Source organism: Niveibacterium umoris (assembly GCF_014197015.1).
Taxonomy (GTDB): Bacteria; Pseudomonadota; Gammaproteobacteria; order Burkholderiales; family Rhodocyclaceae; genus Niveibacterium; species Niveibacterium umoris.
The window spans coordinates 672,178-693,725 of sequence record NZ_JACIET010000001.1 but is presented as its reverse complement, the minus strand read 5'-3'; the positions used below and the strand labels follow the sequence as shown (position 1 = coordinate 693,725).

Sequence of the window (21,548 nt, the reverse complement as noted above, 5' to 3'; positions counted from 1 at the left end):
CCCCATGATCCGCAAGCTGGCTGCACTGATCTGCCTCGGACTCGCCCCGCAATGGGTTCTGGCCGAATTACCCCCAAAGATGACGCCGGTCGAAGTGCAAGCCGCCTTGCTGCTGAAGGGCAACCCGACCCGCGGCAAGGCAGTCTTCGCAGAATGCGCCGGCTGCCATCGCAAGGATGGTTCGGGCCGCGTGAGCGGGACGATTCCGCGGCTGGCGGGGCAGCACGCCTCGGTGATCCTCAAACAGCTCATCGATATCCGCAGTGGCAAGCGGATCAATGCGCTGATGGCGCCGATCGTCGAAGACCCCGACCTCTCGCTCGAAGCGATTGCCGATGCGGCCAGCTATGCCGAGTCGCTGCCGGTGGCCGGCCCCACAGGGAAAGGTCCGGGCAACCAGACCGAACGCGGCAGAGCCCTCTATTCGAGGGATTGCGCCGGCTGCCACGGCAACGCCGGTGAGGGTGACGCCACCAGGTACTACCCACGTGTCGCCGCACAGCACTATGGCTACCTTCTGCGCGAATTGAACATGATCCGCGACGGCGCACGTGGCAATTCGAACGCCGACATGGCCGCCGTGCTCAAACCCTACGCCGCGGCCGATCTGGACGCACTTGCCGATTACATGTCGCAAATGCCGGCGCCGGTGACACGCTGACGCCGGTTCACTGGTCGGACCCACGGCGCGGGCGAATCACCGGATGACGTCTCCGTTGCGATCGAGCACGCCAACCTCGACAAAGCGGGAACCGCTGCGCGATTCGCCGTCGAAACTGATGCGATAGCCACCCAGGTCAAGATCGCGGATGCCCTGAACCGCCCGCGCGAGTTTCACCGGATCGGCTGTCGGCCCGGCCCGGCGCAGGCCCTCAATGATCACCTGCATGGCAACGTAGCCTTCCAGCATCGGCGCGGTGAGCTTCATGTCCTCGATGTCTGCTTCGGCGACGCCGCCAGCCTTCAGGTCGCCAATGAACTTGCGCACCAAAGGTACGCCCTGGTTACGCGGTGCAGGCACCGTCTCGGTCACCCATACGCCGCGCGCCCGTGCAAGACCGATTCGTTGCGCAAGCGACTCGCCATCGTTGGCGGACACGGTCATCAGCATCCCGGGGTTGGCATCCCCCTTGTAGGTCGATATGAGCGACGCAGCAACATCGAATTCGGTGGCAAGCAACACCGCCTGATGCGGCACGCGCACAAGCGCGTCGATCGCGGCGCGTACGTCCGGCGTACTTGTCACCTGGTTGCGCTGCGCCGGCTTTGCCGCATAGGGCACCTTTGCAACCAGGCGGATCTTGTGCGCGTCGGCAAGCCGCTCCGCGCTCGCAAGCAAGTCGCTCCCGAACCCGTCCTGCTGGTACACCACCGCGATATTCTGGAAACCTGATCCAGCACAATGGCGGAACAGCGCCGACAATTCGTCGACGTAAGTCGCACGCGTCACGAAAACATTTGCGTTTGCGGGTTTGAGCACATTCGCCGCACCCGAACGGGGCCCGATCAAGGGAACGCCGCTGCTATCGAGCAGCCCCGCCTTGATAACCGCCGCGGTCGTGTCGCTGTTGCCGGTGCCGAACAATGCAATCGCATGCTCCTTTTCGAGCAGGCTGCGCGCCATCACCGCCGTCTTTTCCGGATCGTTTGCGTCGTCCTGACTGACCAGTCTGATCTTGCGCCCCGCGATACCGCCTCTAGCATTGATGCCATTGATCGCTATCGTCGCCCCGGCGCGCAGGTCGAGCCCGATATGGGCCGACGGGCCGGTGAAGCCAGCGACTTGCGCCACCACCCACTCCGCCGCCGATACACCCGCCGACGCCAGAAAGCCCAATGTCACTGCAATGACGCGGATTGATCTTCTGCTCATGAACCGTCTCCTCCGACTTGGGCAGGTTGTCGTCCCGCCACACATTGTTTGTCACGCAAGAATGTTCTGATGCTGCACGAAGCGCTTTGAGCGCTTATGCGTCGTGGTTGCGGAATCCCCCGCAGGAAGTCAGGCGTTGCGGCAGCGCGGGGCTGCCACGGGAACTGTGGGCCCGTGCCCCGGATCGACGCCCTTGATCTGTCAGTGGCTGGCGCTTTTCGCGAGGTTCGCCACCGCCCAGAACGCGGCTTTCGGCTTCATCTCGCCGGTGAACAACAGCGGCGCATCGAAGCGCGCGTGGGGCCAGTTGCGCAACCAGGAGACGTCGTCATTGAGCCCCCACATCAGCACCGCCGAGACGTTCTTCCTTTGCCGCAGACACATGCTGAAGAAGTCGTGGTAGCGCTGGGCCTGCTCCAGCTCCAGTTCCGGCGTGAGCTCGGGTTCCGAGCCCGTCATCGGGTTGCTGCTGATGCTGATATCCAGCTCGGTGATGTGGTTGGTGAGGCCGAGATTCGACACCTGGACGATCGTCTCTTCGAGCGACCCGAAGTCTGACGGGTTGGTGCTCGTGTAATGCGACTGGTGACCGATGCCGTGAATCGGAACACCCTGCGTCTGCAGATCGCGGATCAGTTGCAGGATCATCGCCCGCTTTGCCGGCTTCTCGGTGTTGTAGTCGTTGTAGAACAGCAGCGCGTCGGGGTCGGCTTCGTGCGCGAACTTGAAAGCCAAGGCGATGAACTGCGGCCCGAGGATGCGATACCAGTTGCTCTGGCGCCAGCCGTCGATCTGCGGCTTGCCCGGTTCGTCGGGAATGAAGGCTTCGTTCACGACATCCCAGGCGTAGACGCGGCCCTTGAAATGCGTCACGACATCGCGAATGTAGGTGTGCAGGCGTTCGGTCAGTTCCTCCCGGGTCGCATCGCCGTTCGGGCCGCTGCCGTAGAACATCCAGTCTGCCGCCTGTTCATGCCAGACCAGCGCGTGGCCGCGCACCTTGATGCCACGAGTGATGGCGAAATTCACGATGGCGTCCGCTGCATCGAAATCGTAGCGGCCAGGGCCGAACTTGTTGAGCGAAAAAGGCTTCATCGCGTTTTCCGCAACCACGACATTGAACTGCTCGGCAATCTGCGTGTTTCCGCCGAACATCACCTGGCCAGGCGTGATTGCAATGCCAACCGGAAAATACGACTGATAGAGCCTGGCCAGAGACGGCATCGGGTCTGCGCCGGAAGTAACGTCAGCCTTCGCAGGAAGCACGGATGCGGGCGGGCTTGACGCAGACGACAGCGCGCCCTGCCCGGGTGAATTGGCGCAGCCCGACAACAGAAAAGCAACCGCGCCGAGCATGCGGCAAGCGGTTCCGAGGGTGTCCATTGCTGTCTCCTGATTCGGTTCTTCTCCCGGCAACCTGGCCGGAGTGGGCCGAATACTAAGACGCAGGCGACGGACGCCGGTTGCACCGATCAGGGTCGGACTAGCCCTTTTCCCTGATCTGTTTGCACGTTCGGAGAGGCACAGAAACGCGCCGTCAAGACTCACTCGGCGCGGACCGTCGGGGGCAGCGGAAGCCCGCTCCCATCAGGAATTCAGCCGGTCTGCGAGCGCCGGTACTGCAGCGGCGAGAGCCCGCTCCAGCGCTTGAACTGCCTGGAAAAATGCGCGGGGTCGTCGTAGCCAAGCACTTCGCCAATTTCTGCAATCGGGCGCATCGGGTCGCGCAGCAACTCGAGCGCGCGGCGCAGTTTCAGGCGCGAACGGTACTGGCGCGGCGACATGCCATAGACGCGGGTGAACATCGCCAAACCATGCGCGGTGCTGTATCCGAGCCGGGTGACGAGGGTCTCTATCGGCTCTTCCGAGTGCGGCGCATCAATCTGCGCCTCGATCCAGCGCGCGAGTTTTCCTGCCGCCTGAAGGTGGTTGGGCGGAAACGGCGGCGTCTCGGCAAATTGGGCTTGCAGCCCCCGTGCAAGGGCCGACAGCAGTTCGCACAGCAAGGCAAGCGAGGTCAGTCTGCCGACAAAGCTGTCCTCGTGCGATTGTCGCGCCGCAGCAATGAGTTTTTGGACAACTGGCTCGACCACCGAAGCCACCGGAGAACCCTTTGGCAAGACCGCCGTTCCGGCAAGGCACAGCGTCTGGCGCAATGCGACGTCATCCACGTCGAAGTGCTGGCACCAGTACCCCATCGACTGATTGGTCTTGTTGTGCGCGGAATGCAGGTCGCCGGGCAGCACGATCATCAGGTCACCGGGGCCCTGTTCGAGCACGCCGCTGGTCGTCTCGGTGTGCTGATGCCCTTCCACCACATGGACAAGCTCGAAGTGCCTGTGGCTGTGTCGCGGGTACGACCAGCCCGGTGGCACGCGGCGGAAGTGCGCACCCTGGAGCTTGAAGGTTCCCGAAAACTCCGGAAGGTAAGCGCTCTCGATCGCCTGCTGGATCGCGTTGTCGGCCCCGAAGGGCAGGAGTTCCGGAAGTGCCATGTCGTCGCCCTGCCAGTTTGTTTCACATAAATCCAGCTTATCCAGCTATCAGGGAAAAGGGCAAGTTTTTCCTTGAGCAGGGCATCCCGATCGGAATTCGCGGCACGTAGGATCCGTCCCCATTGGAGGAACGACAGTGCCTGACCTGCGCTTCATCAACGCTCACCACTCACCGCTCGGTGCTTTCGCAAGCTTCACGCTTGGCTACCCGGGTGCGTCCGGCGGTTTCGACCTCGAACGCGGCCAACCGCCGAAGGAGCCGGTGTTCGTGATGCTCGAAAGCGCGAACGCGGCTGGCAGCTTCGACGCCCTCCCCTTCTGCGACGCGATGAGCCAGGACGAAGCGGCGCGCTTCTCCACCGCCCATGACGATCTGAACCGCATCGGCGCCAGCGTCAGCATCAACGTGTTTCCCGATGAGGCGATCCGCCGCGAGTTCGGCATTGCCCGCGACAGCTGGCGCGCCGGCGACCTGCGTTTCACCGTGCTGACCCCGGCGCTGTCGGCACCCGATCCCGATGTCGCCGACGAAGCCGCACTGAAGGCAGCATTCGTGCCGGCGGTCTACGTCGAGATCGAAGTTGATAACAGCAACCACGAACGCGCACGGCGTGTGGCGTTCGGCTACGCCGGCAGCGACCCCTACCGCGCCATGTGCCACATGAAGACGCCCGAGCTCGTTGGCGTCGGTCAGGGGCGCGAGGTCGCGATCCTTACGGACGCACCGGGAGCCTGGAGCGGCATCGGGTTCCACCCGGGTCTGATCCTCGGCGATGCTCTTGTCGAGAATCGCGGCTGGGCGCTCGGGCAATGCGGATTGCTGGTCGCCGAAGTCGCGCCGCGTGCGGTGACGCGCCTGCGCTATGCGATCGGGTTCCACCGGGCGGGAATCGTCACCAGCGGCATTGACGCCAGCTACCTTTACACACGCTGGTTCGACTCGGCGGTATCTGCCGCGCGCTTCGCGCTGGACCGCTTCGACGAGGCCGCCGCCGACGCTGCCGACGCTGAAGCAAACCTGCGCGCGAGCGCGCTCTCGGAAGAACAGCGCTTCATGCTCGCCCATGCGACGCGCGCCTATCTCGGCAGCACGCAGCTTCTGCAGCGCGACGGTCGCCCGCTGTGGGTCGTGAATGAAGGCGAGTACCGGATGATCAACACCTTCGACCTGACGGTGGATCACCTCTTCCATGAGCTTGCGCACCACCCCTGGGCAGTGCGCAACGTGCTCGATCTGTATCGCGACCATTACAGCTATCGTGACCGCACACGCCTGCCCGGCGACAGCACGGAGTACGACGGCGGCATCGCCTTCACCCATGACATGGGCGTTGCCAACGTATTCTCGGCCCGGGGGCATTCCTGCTATGAACGCAGCGGACTGAGCGGCTGCTTCTCGCAGATGACGCACGAGCAACTCACGAACTGGGTGCTGTGTGCCGGCGCGTATGTGGAACAAACCGACGACGAGGTTTGGCTGCGGGACAACGCCGGCACACTGTTCGACTGCCTGCAGAGCATGATCCTGCGCGATCACCCGGACGCCGAACAGCGCGATGGCGTGATGCACGCCGACAGCAGTCGCTGCTCGGGCGGTGCGGAAATCACCACCTACGACAGCCTCGACACTTCGCTCGGTCAGGCGCGCGCCAACACCTATCTGGCCGGCAAGTGCTGGGCGAGCTACCTGGCGCTCGAGCGCCTGCTGACACGGCTTGGTCGCTCCGATGCGGCCGCGCAGGCGGCTCTGCAGGCGAGGCGTTGCGCGGAAACGCTGGTTGCCGCCGTGCAGCCTGACGGGACGCTGCCAGCCGTACTGGAACCCGGCACGCCCGGGTTCGCCTCGCGCATCATTCCTGCCATCGAGGGTCTGGTGTACCCGTGGTTCTGCGGGCGTCGCGATGCCTGCAACCCGGACGGCCCCTACGGCGCCTATGTGAAGGCCTTGCGCACACATCTGGACGCGGTGCTCAAGGAAGGCGTGTGCCTTTTCGCGGACGGTGGCTGGAAGCTCTCGGCCAGCAGCGACAATTCATGGCTTTCCAAGATCTATCTGGCGCAGTTCGTCGCCCGAAAGATACTTGGCATGCCGGCATCGCGCACCGCAAGGTCCGACCGGGCCCATGCCGCATGGCTGGTCGACCCGCGCAACGCGTTCTGGAGCTGGAGCGACCAGATCGAAGCCGGCTACGCCATTGGCAGCAAGTATTACCCGAGGGGGGTCACCGCCAGTCTGTGGCTGAAGGAGGCGACAGACTGAGGGGACGGCAGCACCCGGCGGCGGCAACATCGCGATCGCCGGTAGAAATGACGATGTATCCATGAGACAGCGGGACGCACGACAGGTGCGGCCCCAGGAATACACAAGAGGAGAAGACAATGCGTGTAACACACCGACTCACCCGGCTTGCGCTTGGCCTGGCCTGTGGCCTGGCGTTGGGCACCAGCGCCCACGCGGGGACCATCACCGTAGCATCCTTCCCGAGCTTCGACGAAGCCGTGAAGGCCGCGATTCCGCTGTACAAGAAGCTGCATCCCGAGGTCGAGGTCAAGCTGGCCAGCCTCGCATTCGGCGACCACCACAACGCCATGACCACCGCGTTGGCGACCGGATCCAACCTGCCGGACGTGATGGCGGTTGAAGTCGGATACATCGGCAAGTTCGCCGAGTCCGGCGGCCTTGAAGATCTCTCGAAGGCGCCCTACAACGGCGCGCAATACAAATCGAAATTCGCCAAGTTCACGATGCCCCAGGCCACCGGGGGCACCGGCAACCTCGCCGCGATGCCGGCCGACATCGGCCCTGGCGCACTGTTCTATCGCAAGGACATCCTCGAGAAGGCCGGCCTCACCGAGGCCGACCTCACCAAGTCGTGGGAGTCGTACATTGAAGCCGGCAAGAAGATCAAGGCCGCTACCGGCGCCTACCTGCTTGCCAGCGCGGTCGACCTCAAGGACATCTACATCCGCTCCGGCCTGAAGGACGGCGAAGGCATCTACTTCGACGCGAAGGGCAAGGTGCTCGTCGATTCGCCGCGCTTCCAGAAGGCCTTCGAACTGGCCAAGGCTGCGCGGACGGCCGGCATCGACGGCAAGATCGGCGCATGGTCGAGCGAATGGGCCGAGGGCTTCAAGCGTGGCCAGGTTGCCACTCAGATGATGGGCGCCTGGCTGGCCGGTCACCTGAATGCGTGGATTGCCCCGAACACGAAGGGGCTGTGGCGTTCGGCCCAGCTTCCAAACGGCGCATTTGCATCGTGGGGCGGTTCGTTCTACGCGATTCCGAAAGCGGCTGCGAACAAGAAGGAAGCCTGGGACTTCATCCAGTTCATGTCGCTGAGCAAGGAAATGCAGCTTGAGGCCTTCCGCTCGCTCGACGCCTTCCCGGCCCTGATCGAAGCGCAGAACGACCCCTTCCTCGACAAGCCGATCGAATTCCTCGGCGGCCAGCCGGCGCGCAAGCTCTGGAAGATTGCGGCCGACAAGATCCCGGCGGTGGCGGTCGACAAGTTCGACAGCACGGCGCAGGACATCGTGAACGCCGAACTCGACAAGGTCCTTGAACAGAACAAGGACATCAAGACGGCCCTGGTTGATGCCAAGGCGCAGATCGAACGTCGCGTTCGTCGCAAGTAATCGCTTCCCCCGGCCGGGGTGGGACACCCCCATCCCTCGCCTGCCCCGGCCACCCCGATTTGCTGGAGTCCTGTAATGGTCGCTTCGATGCCTGACAACCCTGCCGCAACCGCCACAGCCGCCGCGCCCTCCGCGCGCCGTACGCTGCAGGCGCGAGATTGGGCGCCCTATCTGTTCATCTCGCCCTTCTTCATCCTGTTCGTGTGCTTCGGGCTGTTCCCGTTGCTGTTTTCGGTGTGGCTGTCGTTCCACACCTGGGACCCCTCCACCGGCCTGGCGGGCATGAACTGGGTTGGCATCGAGAACTACCAGTTCGTGCTGACCGACGACTGGTTCCAGAAGTCAGTCTTCAACACGTTCTGGATCGCCATCGTCTCCGGCCTGCCACAGCACCTGGTCGCGATCCCCCTGGCCTTCTTTGCGCACACCTATCTGGCGAAGTACCGCAATACCGTCGTGGGGGTCTATTTCCTGCCCTTCATCACCTCGACGGTGGCGATCGCGCTGGTCTTCAACTCGCTGTTCTCGCGTGACTTCGGCGTCATCAACGTCACGCTGACCAGCATCGGCAACCTGAGCATCGCTGGCTTCCACCCGCTTGCCTGGCTCTTCCCGACCCACAACATCGACTGGGGCCAGCCGCAATACACCAAGTGGATGATTTCGAGCCTGATCTTCTGGCGCTACGTCGGCTGGAACACCGTCCTGTACCTCTCCGCGCTGCAGACGATTCCGAACGATCTGTATGAAGCGGCGACCATCGACGGCGCCTCGCGTCGCCAGCAGTTCTGGTACATCACCGTGCCGCTGCTGCGCCCGATGATGTTCTTCGCCGTGACGCTGACGATCATCGGCAACCTGCAGCTCTTCGAAGAGCCTTTCATCATCACCGGCGGCACCGGTGGCATCGACCAGGCCGGCAAGACCGCCGCGATGCACATGTACAACACCGCCTTCGTCGACAGCGACTTCGGCACCGCAAGCGCGGTCGCCTGGATCCTGTTCATCATCATCGCCCTGATGACCTGGGCGAATAACAAGCTGTTTGCCCAAAAGGACTGAGGCCATGGCCGTCGTTACCAAACGCATCAGCCCGGCGCGCTGGCTCGCCTACACGGTCGTGGGGCTGGGTGGCATCGTGATGCTCGCGCCCTTCTGGTTCATGTTCGTGTTCGCCACGCACACCAACACCGAGATCCTGTCGGTGCCGCCCCCGATGTGGTTCGGCAACGCGTTCCTCGACAACGTCGCGCTGCTGCTGCAGAAGCTGCCGTACTTCTGGCACAACCTGGGCTGGAGCTTCTACATCGCGATCGCGGTGACGGTGCTGAACCTCTTCTTCTGCTCGCTCGCTGGCTACGCGTTCTCGATGTACCACTTCCGCTTCAAGGAACCGCTGTTCGCAGTCGTGATGGCCACGGTGATGCTGCCCGCCTTCGTCGGCATGATCCCGACCGCGCTGGTGATGAGCTGGATCGGCTGGATGAACAACGCCAAGGCACTGATCGTCCCCGGCGCATGCGGCGCGTTCGGCATCTTCCTGATGCGCCAGTACATCGGCACCGCGATCCCGAAAGAACTCACCGAGGCGGCGCGGCTGGATGGCTGCGGTGAATTCGGCATCTACTGGCGCATCGTGCTGCCGCTGATCACGCCGGCCCTCGGCACCCTCGGCCTGATCACCTTCATCGGCACCTGGAACAACTTCGCCGGCCCGCTGATCATCTTCCGCGACATGGACAAGTTCACCGTGCCGCTGGCGCTGCGGGCCCTGCAGGGCACCGGTCAGGTGCCGTGGGGCGCGATATCGGCGGGCTCCGCGATCGCGGTCGTGCCGCTGATGATCCTCTTCGTGATCGCCTCGCGTCGCCTCATCGAAGGCCTCACGCAAGGTGCGGTCAAGGGCTGACCGCGAACACAAACAACAACGGCCCGCGCGTAATGAACCTGCTCATGCAAACCGCACATTCGGAGTCCGCAATGCAACTTGCATTTCCGGCCGACTTCATCTGGGGTGTCGCGACAAGCGCCTACCAGATCGAAGGCGCCGCCCAGGAAGATGGCCGTGGGCCGTCTATCTGGGACACCTTCTCACACACGCCCGGCAAGACCACCAACGGCGACACCGGCGACATTGCCTGCGACCACTACCACCGCTACGCGGAAGACGTCGCCTGCATGCGCCAGATGGGTGTCGGTGCCTACCGCTTCTCCTGCGCCTGGCCTCGGGTCCAGCCCGACGGGCAAGGTGCCTGGAACGAAAAGGGCTGGGACTTCTACGCCCGACTGCTCGATTCACTCGACGCCGCCGGCATCGCGGCACACGCGACGCTGTATCACTGGGACTTGCCTCAGGCGCTCGAAGACCTCGGCGGCTGGCGCAACCGTGACACCTGCCGTCGCTTTGCCGACTACGCCGCAGAATTCGTGCGCCGATTCGGCAAGCGCATCGCGAGCATCGCGACCCATAACGAACCGTGGTGCACCGCCTTCCTGGGTCACCAGTACGGCAAGTTCGCGCCGGGTAATACCGACCGCAAGGAAGCCTATCTCGTCGCGCACCACCTGCTCCTCTCGCATGGTCTGGCCATGCAGGCGATGCGCGCCGAGCAAGCCACCGCTGCATTGGGCATCGTGCTCAACCAGTCGCCCTGCTACCCCGCCAACCGCGACAGCGAGGCCGATCGCACAGCCACCCGCCTGGCGGATGCCTTCATGAACCGCTGGTTCATGGATCCGCTGTTCCGCGGCGCCTACCCGGCCGATGGCGTGCGCCACCTTGGCGCAGACGCACCGGCGGTTGAAGCCGGCGATATGGACATCATCGGCTTGCCGATGGACTTCCTCGGCATCAACTACTACACCCGCTCCTTCTGCAGCGCTGAAGGCGGCATCGAAGCACCGGCCCGACTCGGCGTCACCGACATGGGCTGGGAGGTCTACCCCGAAGGGCTGACCGATCACCTCGTCCGTATCGCCCGCGACTACACCCCGCCACCGATCTACATCACCGAGAACGGCGCCGCGAGCGACGACGTGCTGAACGGCGGCACGGTGCACGACCCGCTGCGCGTGAACTACCTGCGCTGGCACCTCGACGCCCTCGCCCAGGCGCGCGCCCGCGACGTCGATCTGCGCGGCTATTTCGCGTGGAGCCTGCTCGACAACTACGAGTGGGATTCCGGCTATGCCAAGCGCTTCGGGCTGGTCCACGTCGATTACGCAACCCAGCAACGCACGCTGAAAGACAGCGCGCTGTGGTACCGCGGTTTCATCCTGGGGCAGCGCGCCGCTGCCACGGTCAAGGAGTAAGTCATGGCAACGCTGCACCTGCGCAACATCCGCAAGTCCTACGACGGCGACACCGAAGTCATCAAGGGGCTGAACCTCGACGTCGGCAATGGCGAATTCATGGTCTTCGTCGGCCCCTCCGGCTGTGGCAAGTCGACCATGCTGCGCATGATCGCCGGCCTTGAGGACATCACCTCGGGCGACCTGCTGATCGACGGTACCCGCACGAACGATGTGCAGCCCTCTGAGCGTGGCATCGCCATGGTGTTCCAGAGCTACGCGCTGTATCCGCACATGAGTGTCGGCGACAACATGGGCTTCGCGCTGAAGCTGGCGGGCAAGCCCAAGGAAGAGATCACCCAGGCGGTCGGTCGCGCGGCCGAGATCCTGCAGATCACGCATCTGCTCGACCGCAAACCCAAGGCGCTCAGCGGCGGGCAGCGGCAACGTGTCGCGATCGGCCGCGCCATCGTGCGCAAGCCCAAGGTCTTCCTGTTCGACGAGCCGCTTTCGAACCTCGACGCCGCGCTGCGGGTGCAGATGCGCATCGAGCTCGCGCGCCTGCATCAGGAACTCGGCACCACAATGATCTACGTCACCCACGACCAGGTCGAAGCCATGACGCTGGGTGATCGCATCGCGGTCTTCAACCACGGCATCATCGAGCAGGTGGGGCGCCCGCTGGACCTCTACCAGCGCCCCGCGAACCGCTTTGTCGGCGGCTTCCTCGGCTCGCCAAAGATGAACTTCATTCCCTGCGCATTGGCCGGTGCGCGCGCCGAATCGTTCTCGCTTGCCGTGGGTAGCGCGGCGCCGATCGAACTGCCCGGCATCATCAAGGCCAACCACGGGAGCGACGTCACGCTTGGCGTGAGACCCGAACACATCGATATCGCGCGCGCCGGCGAAGGCATCCCGGCCCGTATCGATCTGCTCGAGCATCTGGGCGACACGACGATCGTGTATGCCGAGATCGCCGGCACCAACCACATCGTCACAGTGAAGGCCACCGGCACCCTGCCGGATCTGCGCTCCGGTTCGCAGATCGCGTTGCAGCCACAGGGTGCGCATTGCCATGTCTTCGCAGACGACGGACGCACGGTGAGCCTGCAATGAACGCCATCGACGGGTTGATACCCGACGCCCGCGCGGCGCCCTAAGCGGCCCGCAACCCACCACCTCCTGCCATTTCCTGTGGCGTTTTGGGGGTGGCCTTCGGGCCACCCCACCCTTCTTGCGCCCTGAAATTGCCGGAACCGCATAGCGACCATGCCTTTGGCATGCCGCAGGGGAAGTGTTGTCTCGATTTTTTCAACGGGCTTGTACGCCCACCAGCAGTACGAACAAGGCGTCTATCAAAGCGCCCAACCTCAGGAGGAGTACGTAATGAAACAGACTGTACGTTGCAGCATCCTGGCCCTCGCCCTGTGCGGTGTATGCCAGCACGCATCCGCCGCCGATCCGCTGGAGTTTCACGGCTATTTCCGCGCCGGCATGGGCATCAATGCCGAAGGGGGCAAGGGCGCCTGCTACGGCCTCGGGTCGATCAACCCGTTCCGTCTCGGCAACGAGTGCGACACGGTGATCGAGCCCACCTTCACCGGACGCATCGCCTCGCCTTCCGACAAGTCGGCGTGGGGCGTGACGGTGATGCCGAAGACTTATCAGCGCTGGGGTGAGCCGGGCGGAAGCAGCACGCTCAAGACCGAGTTCGGCCAGATCTACCTCTTCGGTGAGAACCTGCCGCAACTGGCCAACGGACGCCTCTGGGGCGGCAAGCGCTACTACCAGCGCCTGCAGACCGGCATCAACGACGAGTTCCTGGAAAACCTCGATGGCGACGGCGTCGGCATTGAAGACATGGACTTCGGCGTCGGCAAGTTCTCGGTTGCCTGGAACGGCGACATCTACGGCAATCCGTCGGGCGACAAGTTCGCGACCCTCTCGGGTAACACGCTTTCCGCCCGCTTTGTCGGTATCAACACGATGCCGGAAGGTGCGCTGGCGTTCTACACCCACTACCGCAAGGATTCGAACCGCGACGACAAGTCGACCAGCCCGGCCACCACTGCGCCAGACGCGAAGTCGACCACCCACTTCGCTGCCTACCACACCCTTAATGGCGTGCTTGGGGGCTCGAACCTGATCGGCCTCGGCTACACCAGCTACCAGGACGACAAGGATGTGTTCGACCTGACGGTGCAACAGTCGGGCTTCGTCGCGAGCGCGAAGATGGGTTGGGACGCGATCTTCCGCTACCGCAAGAACGCAGGGAAGAACAACAGCGGCGACAGCACCGAATACGCGCTGGGCGCGCGCCTCGACGGCCAGTTGTCGGGACCGTTCCGCTGGCTGCTGGAAGCGGGCTACAACCGTGTCGACCCGGATCAGGGCAAGTCCCAGTCGATGTGGAAGATCACACCGACGCTGGCAATGAGCGCGGGCAACGACCCGTGGTCGCGTCCGACCTTCCGCCTGTACTGGAACTACACCTCCTGGAGCGACAGCGTGACCAACCCGTACCGCTGGAGTTCGGAAGCCCAGAGCGTCGGTCGCGACCCGACTCAGACCAAGGGCAGCACCATCGGCGTTCAGGCCGAAGCCTGGTGGTGATCCGCTTGCAGGCGCGCTGCAGCCTGATCGGCTGACAGCGGACCTGCCTTGCGAATGTCGGCGGGGACGGCCTTTGGCCGCACCCGCCTTTTGGCTTTTCGATGGCTGGCGTGTTCTGATACGCAGGCGACTGCTGCATGCACACAGCCCTTCCGGGCCAGAGCCTTCGTCCCCACTCCTCAAAGGATAAGAGGCATGTCTTCACAAATCCGAATCTTGATGTGCGTCGCCGGACTGATGTTCGGCATGACGGCCTTCGCGGCACCGAACGACGCGCTTTCCGGACTGTTCGATCTGACGCCTGAAAAGGTCAAGAGCTGGCGCGCGTCGCCGGGCGGCGCGTTGTACTGGAATCAGCTCGATCGCGTCGAACTGACCGCACGCGGGGGACCGCCTGAGGACGCCCTCAACCAGCACCCGCTTGATCTGAGCGAAGACGATGTAGCCACGGCGCTCGCCAAGCTCACCTACCGTTCACCGCGCGGCGAGACGCTTCCACTGCTCTCGCCAGAAGAGATCAGACGCGTCCGCATGGCACTGAGCGCCGCGCTGGCCGTCGCAACGCCGACGCAGGACGTGCTCTTCGTCAGTACCGGCCCGAAGACCGAACGTGGCTACACGCGCAAGCTCACGACCGCCGGGCGTGCGTTCATTTCCGGAGGCGCCCTCAACGTTGTGGTCGGCGAAACCGGGCGCGATGTGATGCACGAAGTGCAGACCGCGCACGGCGGACAGCTGACCGTCAGCTTCGATTTCGCGCAGCGCGGCGTCGCCGCGAAAGGCGTCGTTCTGCTTCCCGCCGCCGGAAGCGACGCCGTCTCGGTCCGCAGCGATTGGGTGCGTGTGCCGGTCGCGACTCAGGATCGGCCAGCCGCAACGCCTGCGGCCACGCCCGCGACGTCCGCCAGTCCCAAACCAGCGACCGCGGCACCAAGCGCAGGTATCCGGCAGCAGGAAGAACGCTTTGAACTGCTCAAGCGCCTCCACGAAAAAGGCCTCATCACCGACGCCGAATACGAGAAGAAGCGCGAGGAACTGCTAAAGACCTTGTAACAGGCGGCGGTACGCAGCCCGGGCGTGTCGTGCGGGACATCGTTTTGCGATGTCCCGTTCGATTGTCGCCAGCACGCGCTGCGGATGCCGGGGCCGCGCGTGGGCTGTGGCGTTCAGACCTTCTTCGCGTCCGACTTCTTGTCGCTCCCCTTGTTGGAAGGATTTCCCCCTGCGGATTTGCCTGCCGCAGCGCCTTGTTTTGCTTCGGCCCCATCCTGACACGCCTTCGCCGGCGCCGAAGCAAGGGCGGTAGCCATCAATGCAAGTATCAAGGTTCTGCTCATGGCTGAAATCCTCCGCGGGTTTCGTATCAATGTAGTCAGCGAAACCCCGGCTGTCAGTCAGACTTTGCGAAAGAAAATCAGGGACATACCCAGCCCCGTCAACACAATCAAAGCGCGTAGCACCTGCGGCGACAGGCGCTGGCCAAAACGCGCCCCGACGTAACCTCCGACGATCGTGGACCCCATCATCGGCACTGCCTTGTGCCAATCGACCACACCGCCGACGGCGTAAACGCCCACCGCGATACAGGTGAGCACCGAAGAGACGAGATTCTTCAGCGCGTTGGCGCGATTCAGGCTCTTTTCACCCAACAGGCCGTACATCGCCAGCAACAGGATTCCCAGCCCGCCATTGAAATAGCCGCCGTAGATCGCCACCATTGCGAGCGCCACCGCGCCCACGAGGGGCCCTGCCTCTCGCCCCATGCGCTGCGCGAGCAGCCAGGGCGAGGCGGCGAACAGGACAGTCGCGAGCAGCAACAAATACGGGACGATGCTGCGAAAGGCGTGATCGCCCGAGAAAAGCAGCAAGCCGGCGCCAGCCGCACCGCCGCAGAGGCTGAGCAGCAGTGTCGCCATCAATCCGCGTGGCGCAATGCTGGCAAGTTCGCGACGGAAGCCGGCCGCGCTTGCGATGTAGCCCGGCAACAAGGCGACGGTTCCCGTGGCGTTGGCGGACAGCGGGGGAAGACCTGCGAACACCAAGGCCGGCAGGGTCAGGAAACTGCCGCCGCCGGCCACCGCATTGAGGACGCCGGCGGCAAACCCGGCGACCATCGTGACCATCCATTGCTCCGGCGTCATGATCGACGCTCATTGCCGCGACGGAAGTTTCCGGTCGCACGGGCCATCAGCAACTGGGCCGCCCGCTCATCGGCCATCTTGACGCGTGCGAGAAAACGCGCGGCGCCGACCCCAGCGAGCACGGTGACCGTACGCCCACCCCACTCGATGAAAACACGTCCATCGCCAGTCGCCCGCCAGCAGAACGGCGCATCAGTACATGGATCCTGCGGCGCGTTCACGCGTCGTCCGCTTCCTGCAGCCAGCCGCGGGTTCGCCGCACGGCCGCTCGCCACGCCGACAGCCGCGATGCCGCCTCGTCACGCGATAGCTCTGGCTCGAACACCCGCTCGACCTGCGTCTGGCCATCGGTGGCTGAAGCGTGATCCCACACGCCCGCGTTCAGGCCCGCCAGCAACGCCGCGCCCAGCGCGGTCGTCTCGGTGACCTTCGGGCGTAGCACCGGCACACCCAGCAGATCGGCCTGGATCTGCATCAGCAGGTCGTTCGCCGTCGCGCCGCCATCCACCCGCAAGGCCTCGATCGCAAGACCAGCATCGCTTTCCATTGCTGCCACCAGTTCCGCCGACTGGAACGCAATCGATTCCAGCGCCGCCCGCGCAATGTGGCCGCGAGAGGTGCCACGCGTGATTCCGAACATGCCGCCGCGTGCGAAAGGATCCCAGTAGGGCGACCCCAAGCCGACGAAGGCCGGCACCAGCACCACACCCTGCGAATCCGGCACGCTGCGGGCAAGCGCCTCCACTTCGCCGGCACTGCGGATGATGCCCAGGCCGTCGCGCAGCCACTGCACCACCGCCCCGCCGACGAACACGCTGCCCTCCAGCGCGAACGCCGGCTGTGCATCGGGCTGCGCGGCCGCGGTGGTGAGCAGACCATTGCGCGAAGCGGTCGGCCGCGCACCGGTATGCATCAGCATGAAACAGCCCGTGCCATAGGTGTTCTTGATCATGCCCGGCGCGACACAGCCTTGCCCGAACAACGCCGCCTGCTGATCGCCGGCGACGCCACAGATGCGGATCGGTGCGCCAAAGCAGTCCGACGTAGCGACGCCGAAGTCCGCCGCAGAGGGGCGCACTTCGGGCAGCAGGCCACGCGGCACCCGCAGGTGGGCGAGCAATTCGTCGTCCCACGAACGGGTGTGGATGTTGAACATCAGGGTGCGCGAGGCATTGCTGACATCGGTGGCATGCACCGCGCCGTCGGTCAGGCACCACATGAGCCAGCTGTCGATCGTTCCGAACGCAAGCTCGCCGCGCTCTGCCCGCGATCGGGCGCCAGGTACCTCGTCGAGCAACCATGCGAGCTTGGTGCCCGAGAAATAGGGATCGAGGACCAGGCCGGTGCGCGCTTTGAATTCGGACTCCAGCCCCGCCTGCTTGAGTTGCTCGCAGGTATCCGCGGTACGCCTGTCCTGCCAGACGATCGCATTGTGAATCGGCCGGCCGGTGCTGCGCTCCCACACCACGGTCGTTTCGCGCTGGTTGGTAATGCCGATCGCGCTGATGTCGCCAGCTGAGAGCCCCGCCTTCGCGAGCGCCTGACGCCCGGTTTCCAGTTGGGTCTGCCAGATCGCCTCGGGATCGTGTTCGACCCAGCCCGCCTGTGGGTAGATCTGCGCAAACTCCTGCTGGGCCATGGCGACAAGTGCGCCAGCGTGATCGAACACGATTGCGCGCGAGCTGGTTGTCCCTTGATCCAGCGCCAGCAGATAGGCCATTCGTCCCCCTCAATCCGTTAGTCGCACCACTTTCAGCCGCATTGCCAGCGTGCCGTGTCGGTTACGATTTTCTGCTGCGCCTGCCATCCATCCACGCCTGCAGGCGTGCCGCATCGCCCTCTCGTGCGGTGAGGCCGAGCTTGGTTCGCCGCCAGAGCACGTCGTCGGCACACAGCGCAAATTCTTCCCGCATCAGGTAATCAAGCTCAAGCGCGAAGAGCCCCGGCATCAGTTCGTCGCCCAGATCCTCGATATTGCCTGCGGCGCCCAGCAGGCTGGCGATGCAGGTACCGTAATGTCGCGACAGTCGATCGGCGAGTGACTCGGGCAACCAGGGCCAGCGCTGTCGAACATCGGCGCGGAAACGCTCGAAGCTGCCGTCTGGCATGTCGCCGCCGGGCAGCGGGGCATGCGCTGTCCAGTCCGGGCTGGCACGGCCCAAGGCCGGCAGGATGAACTCGAGCGCCTCTTCGGCGAGCTTCCGGTAGGTGGTGAGCTTGCCGCCGAAGACCGAAAGCAAGGGCGCGCCGAACTCATCGAATTCGAACGAATAATCGCGGGTGACGCTGGACGGGTCGCTCGACTCGTCTTCGAGCAGCGGACGCACGCCGGAGTAGTGCCAGACCACCTCTTGCGGCTTGACCGGCGCCACGAAGTAGCGACTGGCCATGCTGCACAGGTAGTCGATCTCGTCCGCATTGATGTCCGCCTGCGCGGCGTCACCGGGGTATTCGAGGTCGGTGGTGCCGATCAGCGTGAACGCCTGTTCGAAGGGAATCGCGAAAATGATGCGCTTGTCGGGGTTCTGGAAGATGTACGCGTAGTTGTGCTCGAAACGCCTGCGCACCACGATGTGACTGCCCTTGACCAGCCGCACGCGCTTGTCCGACGCCACCTTCAGGACTTCTGCAAGCAGTCGGCCGACCCACGGGCCGGCGGCATTCACCAGCAATCGCGCGGAAACCGTCTCTCGGCTGCCATCAGCGCTGGCCAGCTCGACCTCCCATGACTGCGCGCGGCGCTTGGCAGCGACGACCGCAGTCCGGGTTGCAATGCGCGCACCGCGCGCCTGCGCGTCCATCGCATTGAGCACGACCAGGCGTGAATCGAGCACCCAGGCGTCGGAGTACTCGAACCCCCGCCGCATCTCGGGTTTGAGTGGCGCCCCGGCAGGGTGACGACGCAGGTCAATGGCGTGCGAATCCGGAAGGCGTTCCCGATGCGCCAGGTGGTCGTAGAGGAAGAGCCCGGCGCGAATCATCCACGCTGGCCGCTGCCCGCTGTCGTGCGGCATGACAAAGCGCATCGGCCAGATGATGTGCGGCGCAGCATTGAGCAGGACCTCGCGTTCCTGCAATGCCTTGCGGACGAGGCGGAATTCGTAGTGCTCGAGATACCGAAGCCCGCCGTGAATCAGCTTGGTGCTGGCGCTGGAGGTGTGCGAAGCGAGGTCATCTCTCTCGCACAGCATCACCGACAGGCCACGGCCGGCAGCATCGCGCGCGATACCCGCCCCATTGATTCCGCCGCCGACGACAAGCAGGTCAAAGTCCGCCAAGAGCCCCCTCCAGTCCGCGAAGTATCACCCCGATCGCCCGTTCGCATTGTGATGCGTCGGCGCGGTCCATGGCCACCGCACACCATCGCACGGCGCCAAACCCATCGACGCCCATAGACCATTCTTGCGGTTAATCGCAACGACTTTGGGGAATTGGCAACAAACGGCAGCTGCGATACGAGATATGCCGACCGTAAGGTTGTTACCGCCCTGCTCCCCTCGGTAGAGTCGCCGACACCAAGTCGCAGCGCCGACCAAGGCATTGCTCGGCTCCTCAAACAGGTGAGCATCACGACACCTCCTGACATTGCATCGCTATCCCGGCTGCTGACCGGCGACGCGCCACTCGCGTTGTTCGAGAACAATCTCGACCCTGATGGCGTCGCGCGACTGTTCTTCGAACCAATCAGCGCGCTGCAGGCCTGGGACGCGGCGTCTGTGCGCAGCACCTTGGCGGAGATTGACGCTGCAAGCGCATCCGGCGACTGGATTACGCTGGCCGCCGACTTCGAGCTGGGTTACGCGCTGGAACCGCGACTCCTTGCTCGTCTGCCCGACACCGGCCGGCCCCTGCTCTCGGCATGGCGCTGGAAGCGCTGCATTGAGCTGGAACGTTCGTTCGCCGACACGCTGATCCAGGCCGGCATCGATGAATTGCGGCGCGACGAGCGTGTCGCAGGCCTCACCGGCTTTGCTGGGGCGCTCACGGAGTCGGCGTATTGCGCGACGGTGGAACAGATTCGAGCCCTTATCGCCGACGGGGAGTGTTACCAGGTCAATTTCACCTTCCCGCTCAAGGCGCGCAGCTATGGCGCTCCGCTGGCGCTTTACGCACGCTTGCGGCAGGCGCAAGCGGTACGCTACGGCGCCTTTGTTCGGCACCCCGGCGGCGTAATGCTTTCGCGATCACCGGAACTGTTCGTCGCTCGCAGCGGCGCCAAGCTGACAACGCGACCGATGAAGGGCACCGCGCCGCTCGGGCATGCGGATGCGCTCGCCGGTTCTGTCAAGGATCGCGCCGAGAATCTGATGATCGTCGACTTGATCCGCAACGATCTTGGACGCATCACGCCGAATGGCGGCGTGCAGGTCGAACGCCTGTTCGAGATCGAGAACTACGCCACGCTGCACCAGATGACATCGACGATCACGGCCGAGCCGGTCAGGGCGGACATCGGAGAGATCCTCGGCGCGCTCTTCCCCTGCGGCTCGGTGACTGGTGCTCCGAAGATCCGCGCCATGGAACTCATACGCGAACTGGAACGCGAGCCACGCGGGATTTACTGCGGGGCGCTGGGCTGGATCGCGCCAGGCGGCGACTTCGCCCTCAACGTTCCGATCCGGACGCTGGAAATCGACCGCGACCGGAACACCCGCCTGGGCATCGGCAGCGGCATCGTGGCGGACTCCAACCCGCGCGCAGAATGGTCTGAATGCACGGCCAAGGCCCGCTTCGTTACCGCGCTCTCGCCAGAGTTCGAACTCTTCGAAACGCTACGCTGGGAGGGCGTCGAGCGTCACTGCCCTCTGCTGGACCGACACCTGGCGCGGCTTGAACGCAGCGCCCGGACGCTCGGCTTCCGCTTCCAGCGCGAGGAGATTGTCGGCGTGCTCACCCGCGCCGTCAGCGAAATCCGCGACGCCGTCCCCAGACGCATACGCCTCGTGCTGAAGGCAAACGGCGATATCGGCGTTACGCACGCGGTGCTCGACCCGATGGCGGATCACCCGACTGTCACGATTGCCGGCGCGATACTCGACTCGCGCGACCCCCTGCTCGCGCACAAGACGACCCGGCGCGCGATGTACGACGACACGCTCAGGGCGGCAACATCGGCTGGCCATTTCGACGCGCTGTTCTTCAACGAGCTTGGCGAGCTTTGCGAGGGCGCCCGCACGAACGTGTTCGTTCGCCTCACCGGCGTCTTGCTGACTCCGCCGGTTGCTTGCGGCCTGCTCCCCGGCGTGATGCGCCAGGTGCTGCTGGACGAAGGCAAGGCGGTCGAGTCGGTCCTTCGCAAAACAGATCTGAAGCACGCCGAAGCGATCTACGTCAGTAATGCCCTGCGTGGCCTGATCGAAGTCTCGCTCGCGTCGTGACGCCACCGGGAACGCCAGAAAACGTGGCTCATCAGCAACGCATTCGCTGGAATCGGCTTGACAAACAGAAATAGTTCGGGCTTGACGAGACGCTAGGGCCTATAATTCACGCCTTCTTAAA

The 21,548-nt window shown here is 64.2% G+C and carries 18 protein-coding genes; 10 read left to right on the top strand and 8 right to left on the bottom strand.

What is annotated here, in order from left to right:
- Positions 1 to 4: 4 nt before the first annotated feature.
- Complete coding sequence (locus GGR36_RS03045) at positions 5 to 661, top strand: c-type cytochrome (protein ID WP_183631706.1); 657 nt, start codon at positions 5 to 7, stop codon at positions 659 to 661.
- Positions 662 to 697: 36 nt separating this feature from the next.
- On the opposite strand, the gene GGR36_RS03040 is transcribed toward GGR36_RS03045, so the two are convergent.
- The 3 genes from GGR36_RS03040 to GGR36_RS03030 form a co-directional block, all read right to left on the bottom strand.
- Positions 698 to 1,873, bottom strand: coding sequence for an ABC transporter substrate-binding protein (locus GGR36_RS03040; protein ID WP_183631704.1), 1,176 nt, complete (start codon positions 1,871 to 1,873; stop codon positions 698 to 700).
- Between the two features lie 201 nt (positions 1,874 to 2,074).
- Complete coding sequence (locus GGR36_RS03035) at positions 2,075 to 3,256, bottom strand: endo-1,4-beta-xylanase (protein ID WP_183631702.1); 1,182 nt, start codon at positions 3,254 to 3,256, stop codon at positions 2,075 to 2,077.
- 212 nt (positions 3,257 to 3,468) lie between these two features.
- The gene (locus GGR36_RS03030; RefSeq protein WP_183631701.1) at positions 3,469 to 4,368 is read right to left on the bottom strand and encodes an AraC family transcriptional regulator; all 900 of its coding nucleotides are present in this window, start codon (positions 4,366 to 4,368) and stop codon (positions 3,469 to 3,471) included.
- Between the two features lie 136 nt (positions 4,369 to 4,504).
- Here GGR36_RS03030 and GGR36_RS03025 point away from each other — a divergent pair, with 136 nt between their 5' ends.
- The 8 genes from GGR36_RS03025 to GGR36_RS02990 all read left to right on the top strand — a co-directional run bounded on the left by GGR36_RS03025 (position 4,505) and on the right by GGR36_RS02990 (position 14,961).
- Complete coding sequence (locus GGR36_RS03025; RefSeq protein ID WP_183631700.1) at positions 4,505 to 6,628, top strand: glycoside hydrolase family 52 protein; 2,124 nt, start codon at positions 4,505 to 4,507, stop codon at positions 6,626 to 6,628.
- Positions 6,629 to 6,747: 119 nt separating this feature from the next.
- On the top strand, positions 6,748 to 8,004 hold the full coding sequence (locus tag GGR36_RS03020; RefSeq protein ID WP_183631699.1) for an ABC transporter substrate-binding protein: 1,257 nt from the start codon (positions 6,748 to 6,750) through the stop codon (positions 8,002 to 8,004).
- 75 nt (positions 8,005 to 8,079) lie between these two features.
- Entirely contained in the window at positions 8,080 to 9,066 is a 987-nt protein-coding gene (locus tag GGR36_RS03015; RefSeq protein WP_242533100.1) for a carbohydrate ABC transporter permease, read from the top strand.
- Between the two features lie 4 nt (positions 9,067 to 9,070).
- Positions 9,071 to 9,913 carry a carbohydrate ABC transporter permease gene (locus GGR36_RS03010; protein WP_183631698.1) on the top strand — a complete coding sequence of 281 codons (843 nt, stop codon included), beginning with the start codon at positions 9,071 to 9,073 and terminating at the stop codon, positions 9,911 to 9,913.
- Between the two features lie 71 nt (positions 9,914 to 9,984).
- Positions 9,985 to 11,316, top strand: a complete 1,332-nt coding sequence (locus tag GGR36_RS03005; protein WP_183631697.1) for a GH1 family beta-glucosidase — start codon at positions 9,985 to 9,987, stop codon at positions 11,314 to 11,316.
- 3 nt (positions 11,317 to 11,319) lie between these two features.
- Positions 11,320 to 12,411 carry an ABC transporter ATP-binding protein gene (locus GGR36_RS03000; protein WP_183631695.1) on the top strand — a complete coding sequence of 364 codons (1,092 nt, stop codon included), beginning with the start codon at positions 11,320 to 11,322 and terminating at the stop codon, positions 12,409 to 12,411.
- A gap of 270 nt (positions 12,412 to 12,681) precedes the next feature.
- Positions 12,682 to 13,908 carry a carbohydrate porin gene (locus GGR36_RS02995; RefSeq protein ID WP_183631693.1) on the top strand — a complete coding sequence of 409 codons (1,227 nt, stop codon included), beginning with the start codon at positions 12,682 to 12,684 and terminating at the stop codon, positions 13,906 to 13,908.
- Between the two features lie 195 nt (positions 13,909 to 14,103).
- Positions 14,104 to 14,961 (top strand): SHOCT domain-containing protein, encoded by an 858-nt coding sequence (locus GGR36_RS02990; RefSeq protein WP_183631691.1) that lies wholly within the window; start codon positions 14,104 to 14,106, stop codon positions 14,959 to 14,961.
- 113 nt (positions 14,962 to 15,074) lie between these two features.
- Here GGR36_RS02990 and GGR36_RS21590 read toward each other — a convergent pair whose 3' ends face one another.
- The 5 genes from GGR36_RS21590 to glpD form a co-directional block, all read right to left on the bottom strand.
- Positions 15,075 to 15,245 (bottom strand): hypothetical protein, encoded by a 171-nt coding sequence (locus tag GGR36_RS21590; RefSeq protein WP_221229481.1) that lies wholly within the window; start codon positions 15,243 to 15,245, stop codon positions 15,075 to 15,077.
- Between the two features lie 57 nt (positions 15,246 to 15,302).
- The gene (locus GGR36_RS02985) at positions 15,303 to 16,049 is read right to left on the bottom strand and encodes a sulfite exporter TauE/SafE family protein (RefSeq protein ID WP_183631689.1); all 747 of its coding nucleotides are present in this window, start codon (positions 16,047 to 16,049) and stop codon (positions 15,303 to 15,305) included.
- Positions 16,046 to 16,270, bottom strand: a complete 225-nt coding sequence (locus tag GGR36_RS02980; RefSeq protein WP_183631688.1) for a hypothetical protein — start codon at positions 16,268 to 16,270, stop codon at positions 16,046 to 16,048. The genes GGR36_RS02985 and GGR36_RS02980 overlap by 4 nt, the downstream gene beginning before the upstream one ends.
- On the bottom strand, positions 16,267 to 17,769 hold the full coding sequence (gene glpK / locus GGR36_RS02975; RefSeq protein ID WP_183631685.1) for a glycerol kinase GlpK: 1,503 nt from the start codon (positions 17,767 to 17,769) through the stop codon (positions 16,267 to 16,269). The genes GGR36_RS02980 and glpK overlap by 4 nt, the downstream gene beginning before the upstream one ends.
- A gap of 61 nt (positions 17,770 to 17,830) precedes the next feature.
- Positions 17,831 to 19,327, bottom strand: a complete 1,497-nt coding sequence (gene glpD / locus GGR36_RS02970) for a glycerol-3-phosphate dehydrogenase (protein WP_183631683.1) — start codon at positions 19,325 to 19,327, stop codon at positions 17,831 to 17,833.
- Between the two features lie 282 nt (positions 19,328 to 19,609).
- Between glpD and pabB the strand changes: the two genes are divergently transcribed.
- On the top strand, positions 19,610 to 21,427 hold the full coding sequence (gene pabB, locus GGR36_RS02965) for an aminodeoxychorismate synthase component I (RefSeq protein ID WP_183631681.1): 1,818 nt from the start codon (positions 19,610 to 19,612) through the stop codon (positions 21,425 to 21,427).
- Positions 21,428 to 21,548: the final 121 nt, after the last annotated feature.

Bases quoted from the DNA above. Each gene is read 5' to 3' on its own strand.
- GGR36_RS03045 (WP_183631706.1), top strand. From the start codon at position 5: ATGATCCGCAAGCTGGCTGCACTGATCTGCCTCGGACTCGCCCCGCAA.
- GGR36_RS03040 (WP_183631704.1), bottom strand. From the start codon at position 1,873: ATGAGCAGAAGATCAATCCGCGTCATTGCAGTGACATTGGGCTTTCTG.
- GGR36_RS03035 (WP_183631702.1), bottom strand. From the start codon at position 3,256: ATGGACACCCTCGGAACCGCTTGCCGCATGCTCGGCGCGGTTGCTTTT.
- GGR36_RS03030 (WP_183631701.1), bottom strand. From the start codon at position 4,368: ATGGCACTTCCGGAACTCCTGCCCTTCGGGGCCGACAACGCGATCCAG.
- GGR36_RS03020 (WP_183631699.1), top strand. From the start codon at position 6,748: ATGCGTGTAACACACCGACTCACCCGGCTTGCGCTTGGCCTGGCCTGT.
- GGR36_RS03015 (WP_242533100.1), top strand. From the start codon at position 8,080: ATGGTCGCTTCGATGCCTGACAACCCTGCCGCAACCGCCACAGCCGCC.
- GGR36_RS03010 (WP_183631698.1), top strand. From the start codon at position 9,071: ATGGCCGTCGTTACCAAACGCATCAGCCCGGCGCGCTGGCTCGCCTAC.
- GGR36_RS03005 (WP_183631697.1), top strand. From the start codon at position 9,985: ATGCAACTTGCATTTCCGGCCGACTTCATCTGGGGTGTCGCGACAAGC.
- GGR36_RS03000 (WP_183631695.1), top strand. From the start codon at position 11,320: ATGGCAACGCTGCACCTGCGCAACATCCGCAAGTCCTACGACGGCGAC.
- GGR36_RS02995 (WP_183631693.1), top strand. From the start codon at position 12,682: ATGAAACAGACTGTACGTTGCAGCATCCTGGCCCTCGCCCTGTGCGGT.
- GGR36_RS02990 (WP_183631691.1), top strand. From the start codon at position 14,104: ATGTCTTCACAAATCCGAATCTTGATGTGCGTCGCCGGACTGATGTTC.
- GGR36_RS21590 (WP_221229481.1), bottom strand. From the start codon at position 15,245: ATGAGCAGAACCTTGATACTTGCATTGATGGCTACCGCCCTTGCTTCG.
- GGR36_RS02985 (WP_183631689.1), bottom strand. From the start codon at position 16,049: ATGACGCCGGAGCAATGGATGGTCACGATGGTCGCCGGGTTTGCCGCC.
- glpK (WP_183631685.1), bottom strand. From the start codon at position 17,769: ATGGCCTATCTGCTGGCGCTGGATCAAGGGACAACCAGCTCGCGCGCA.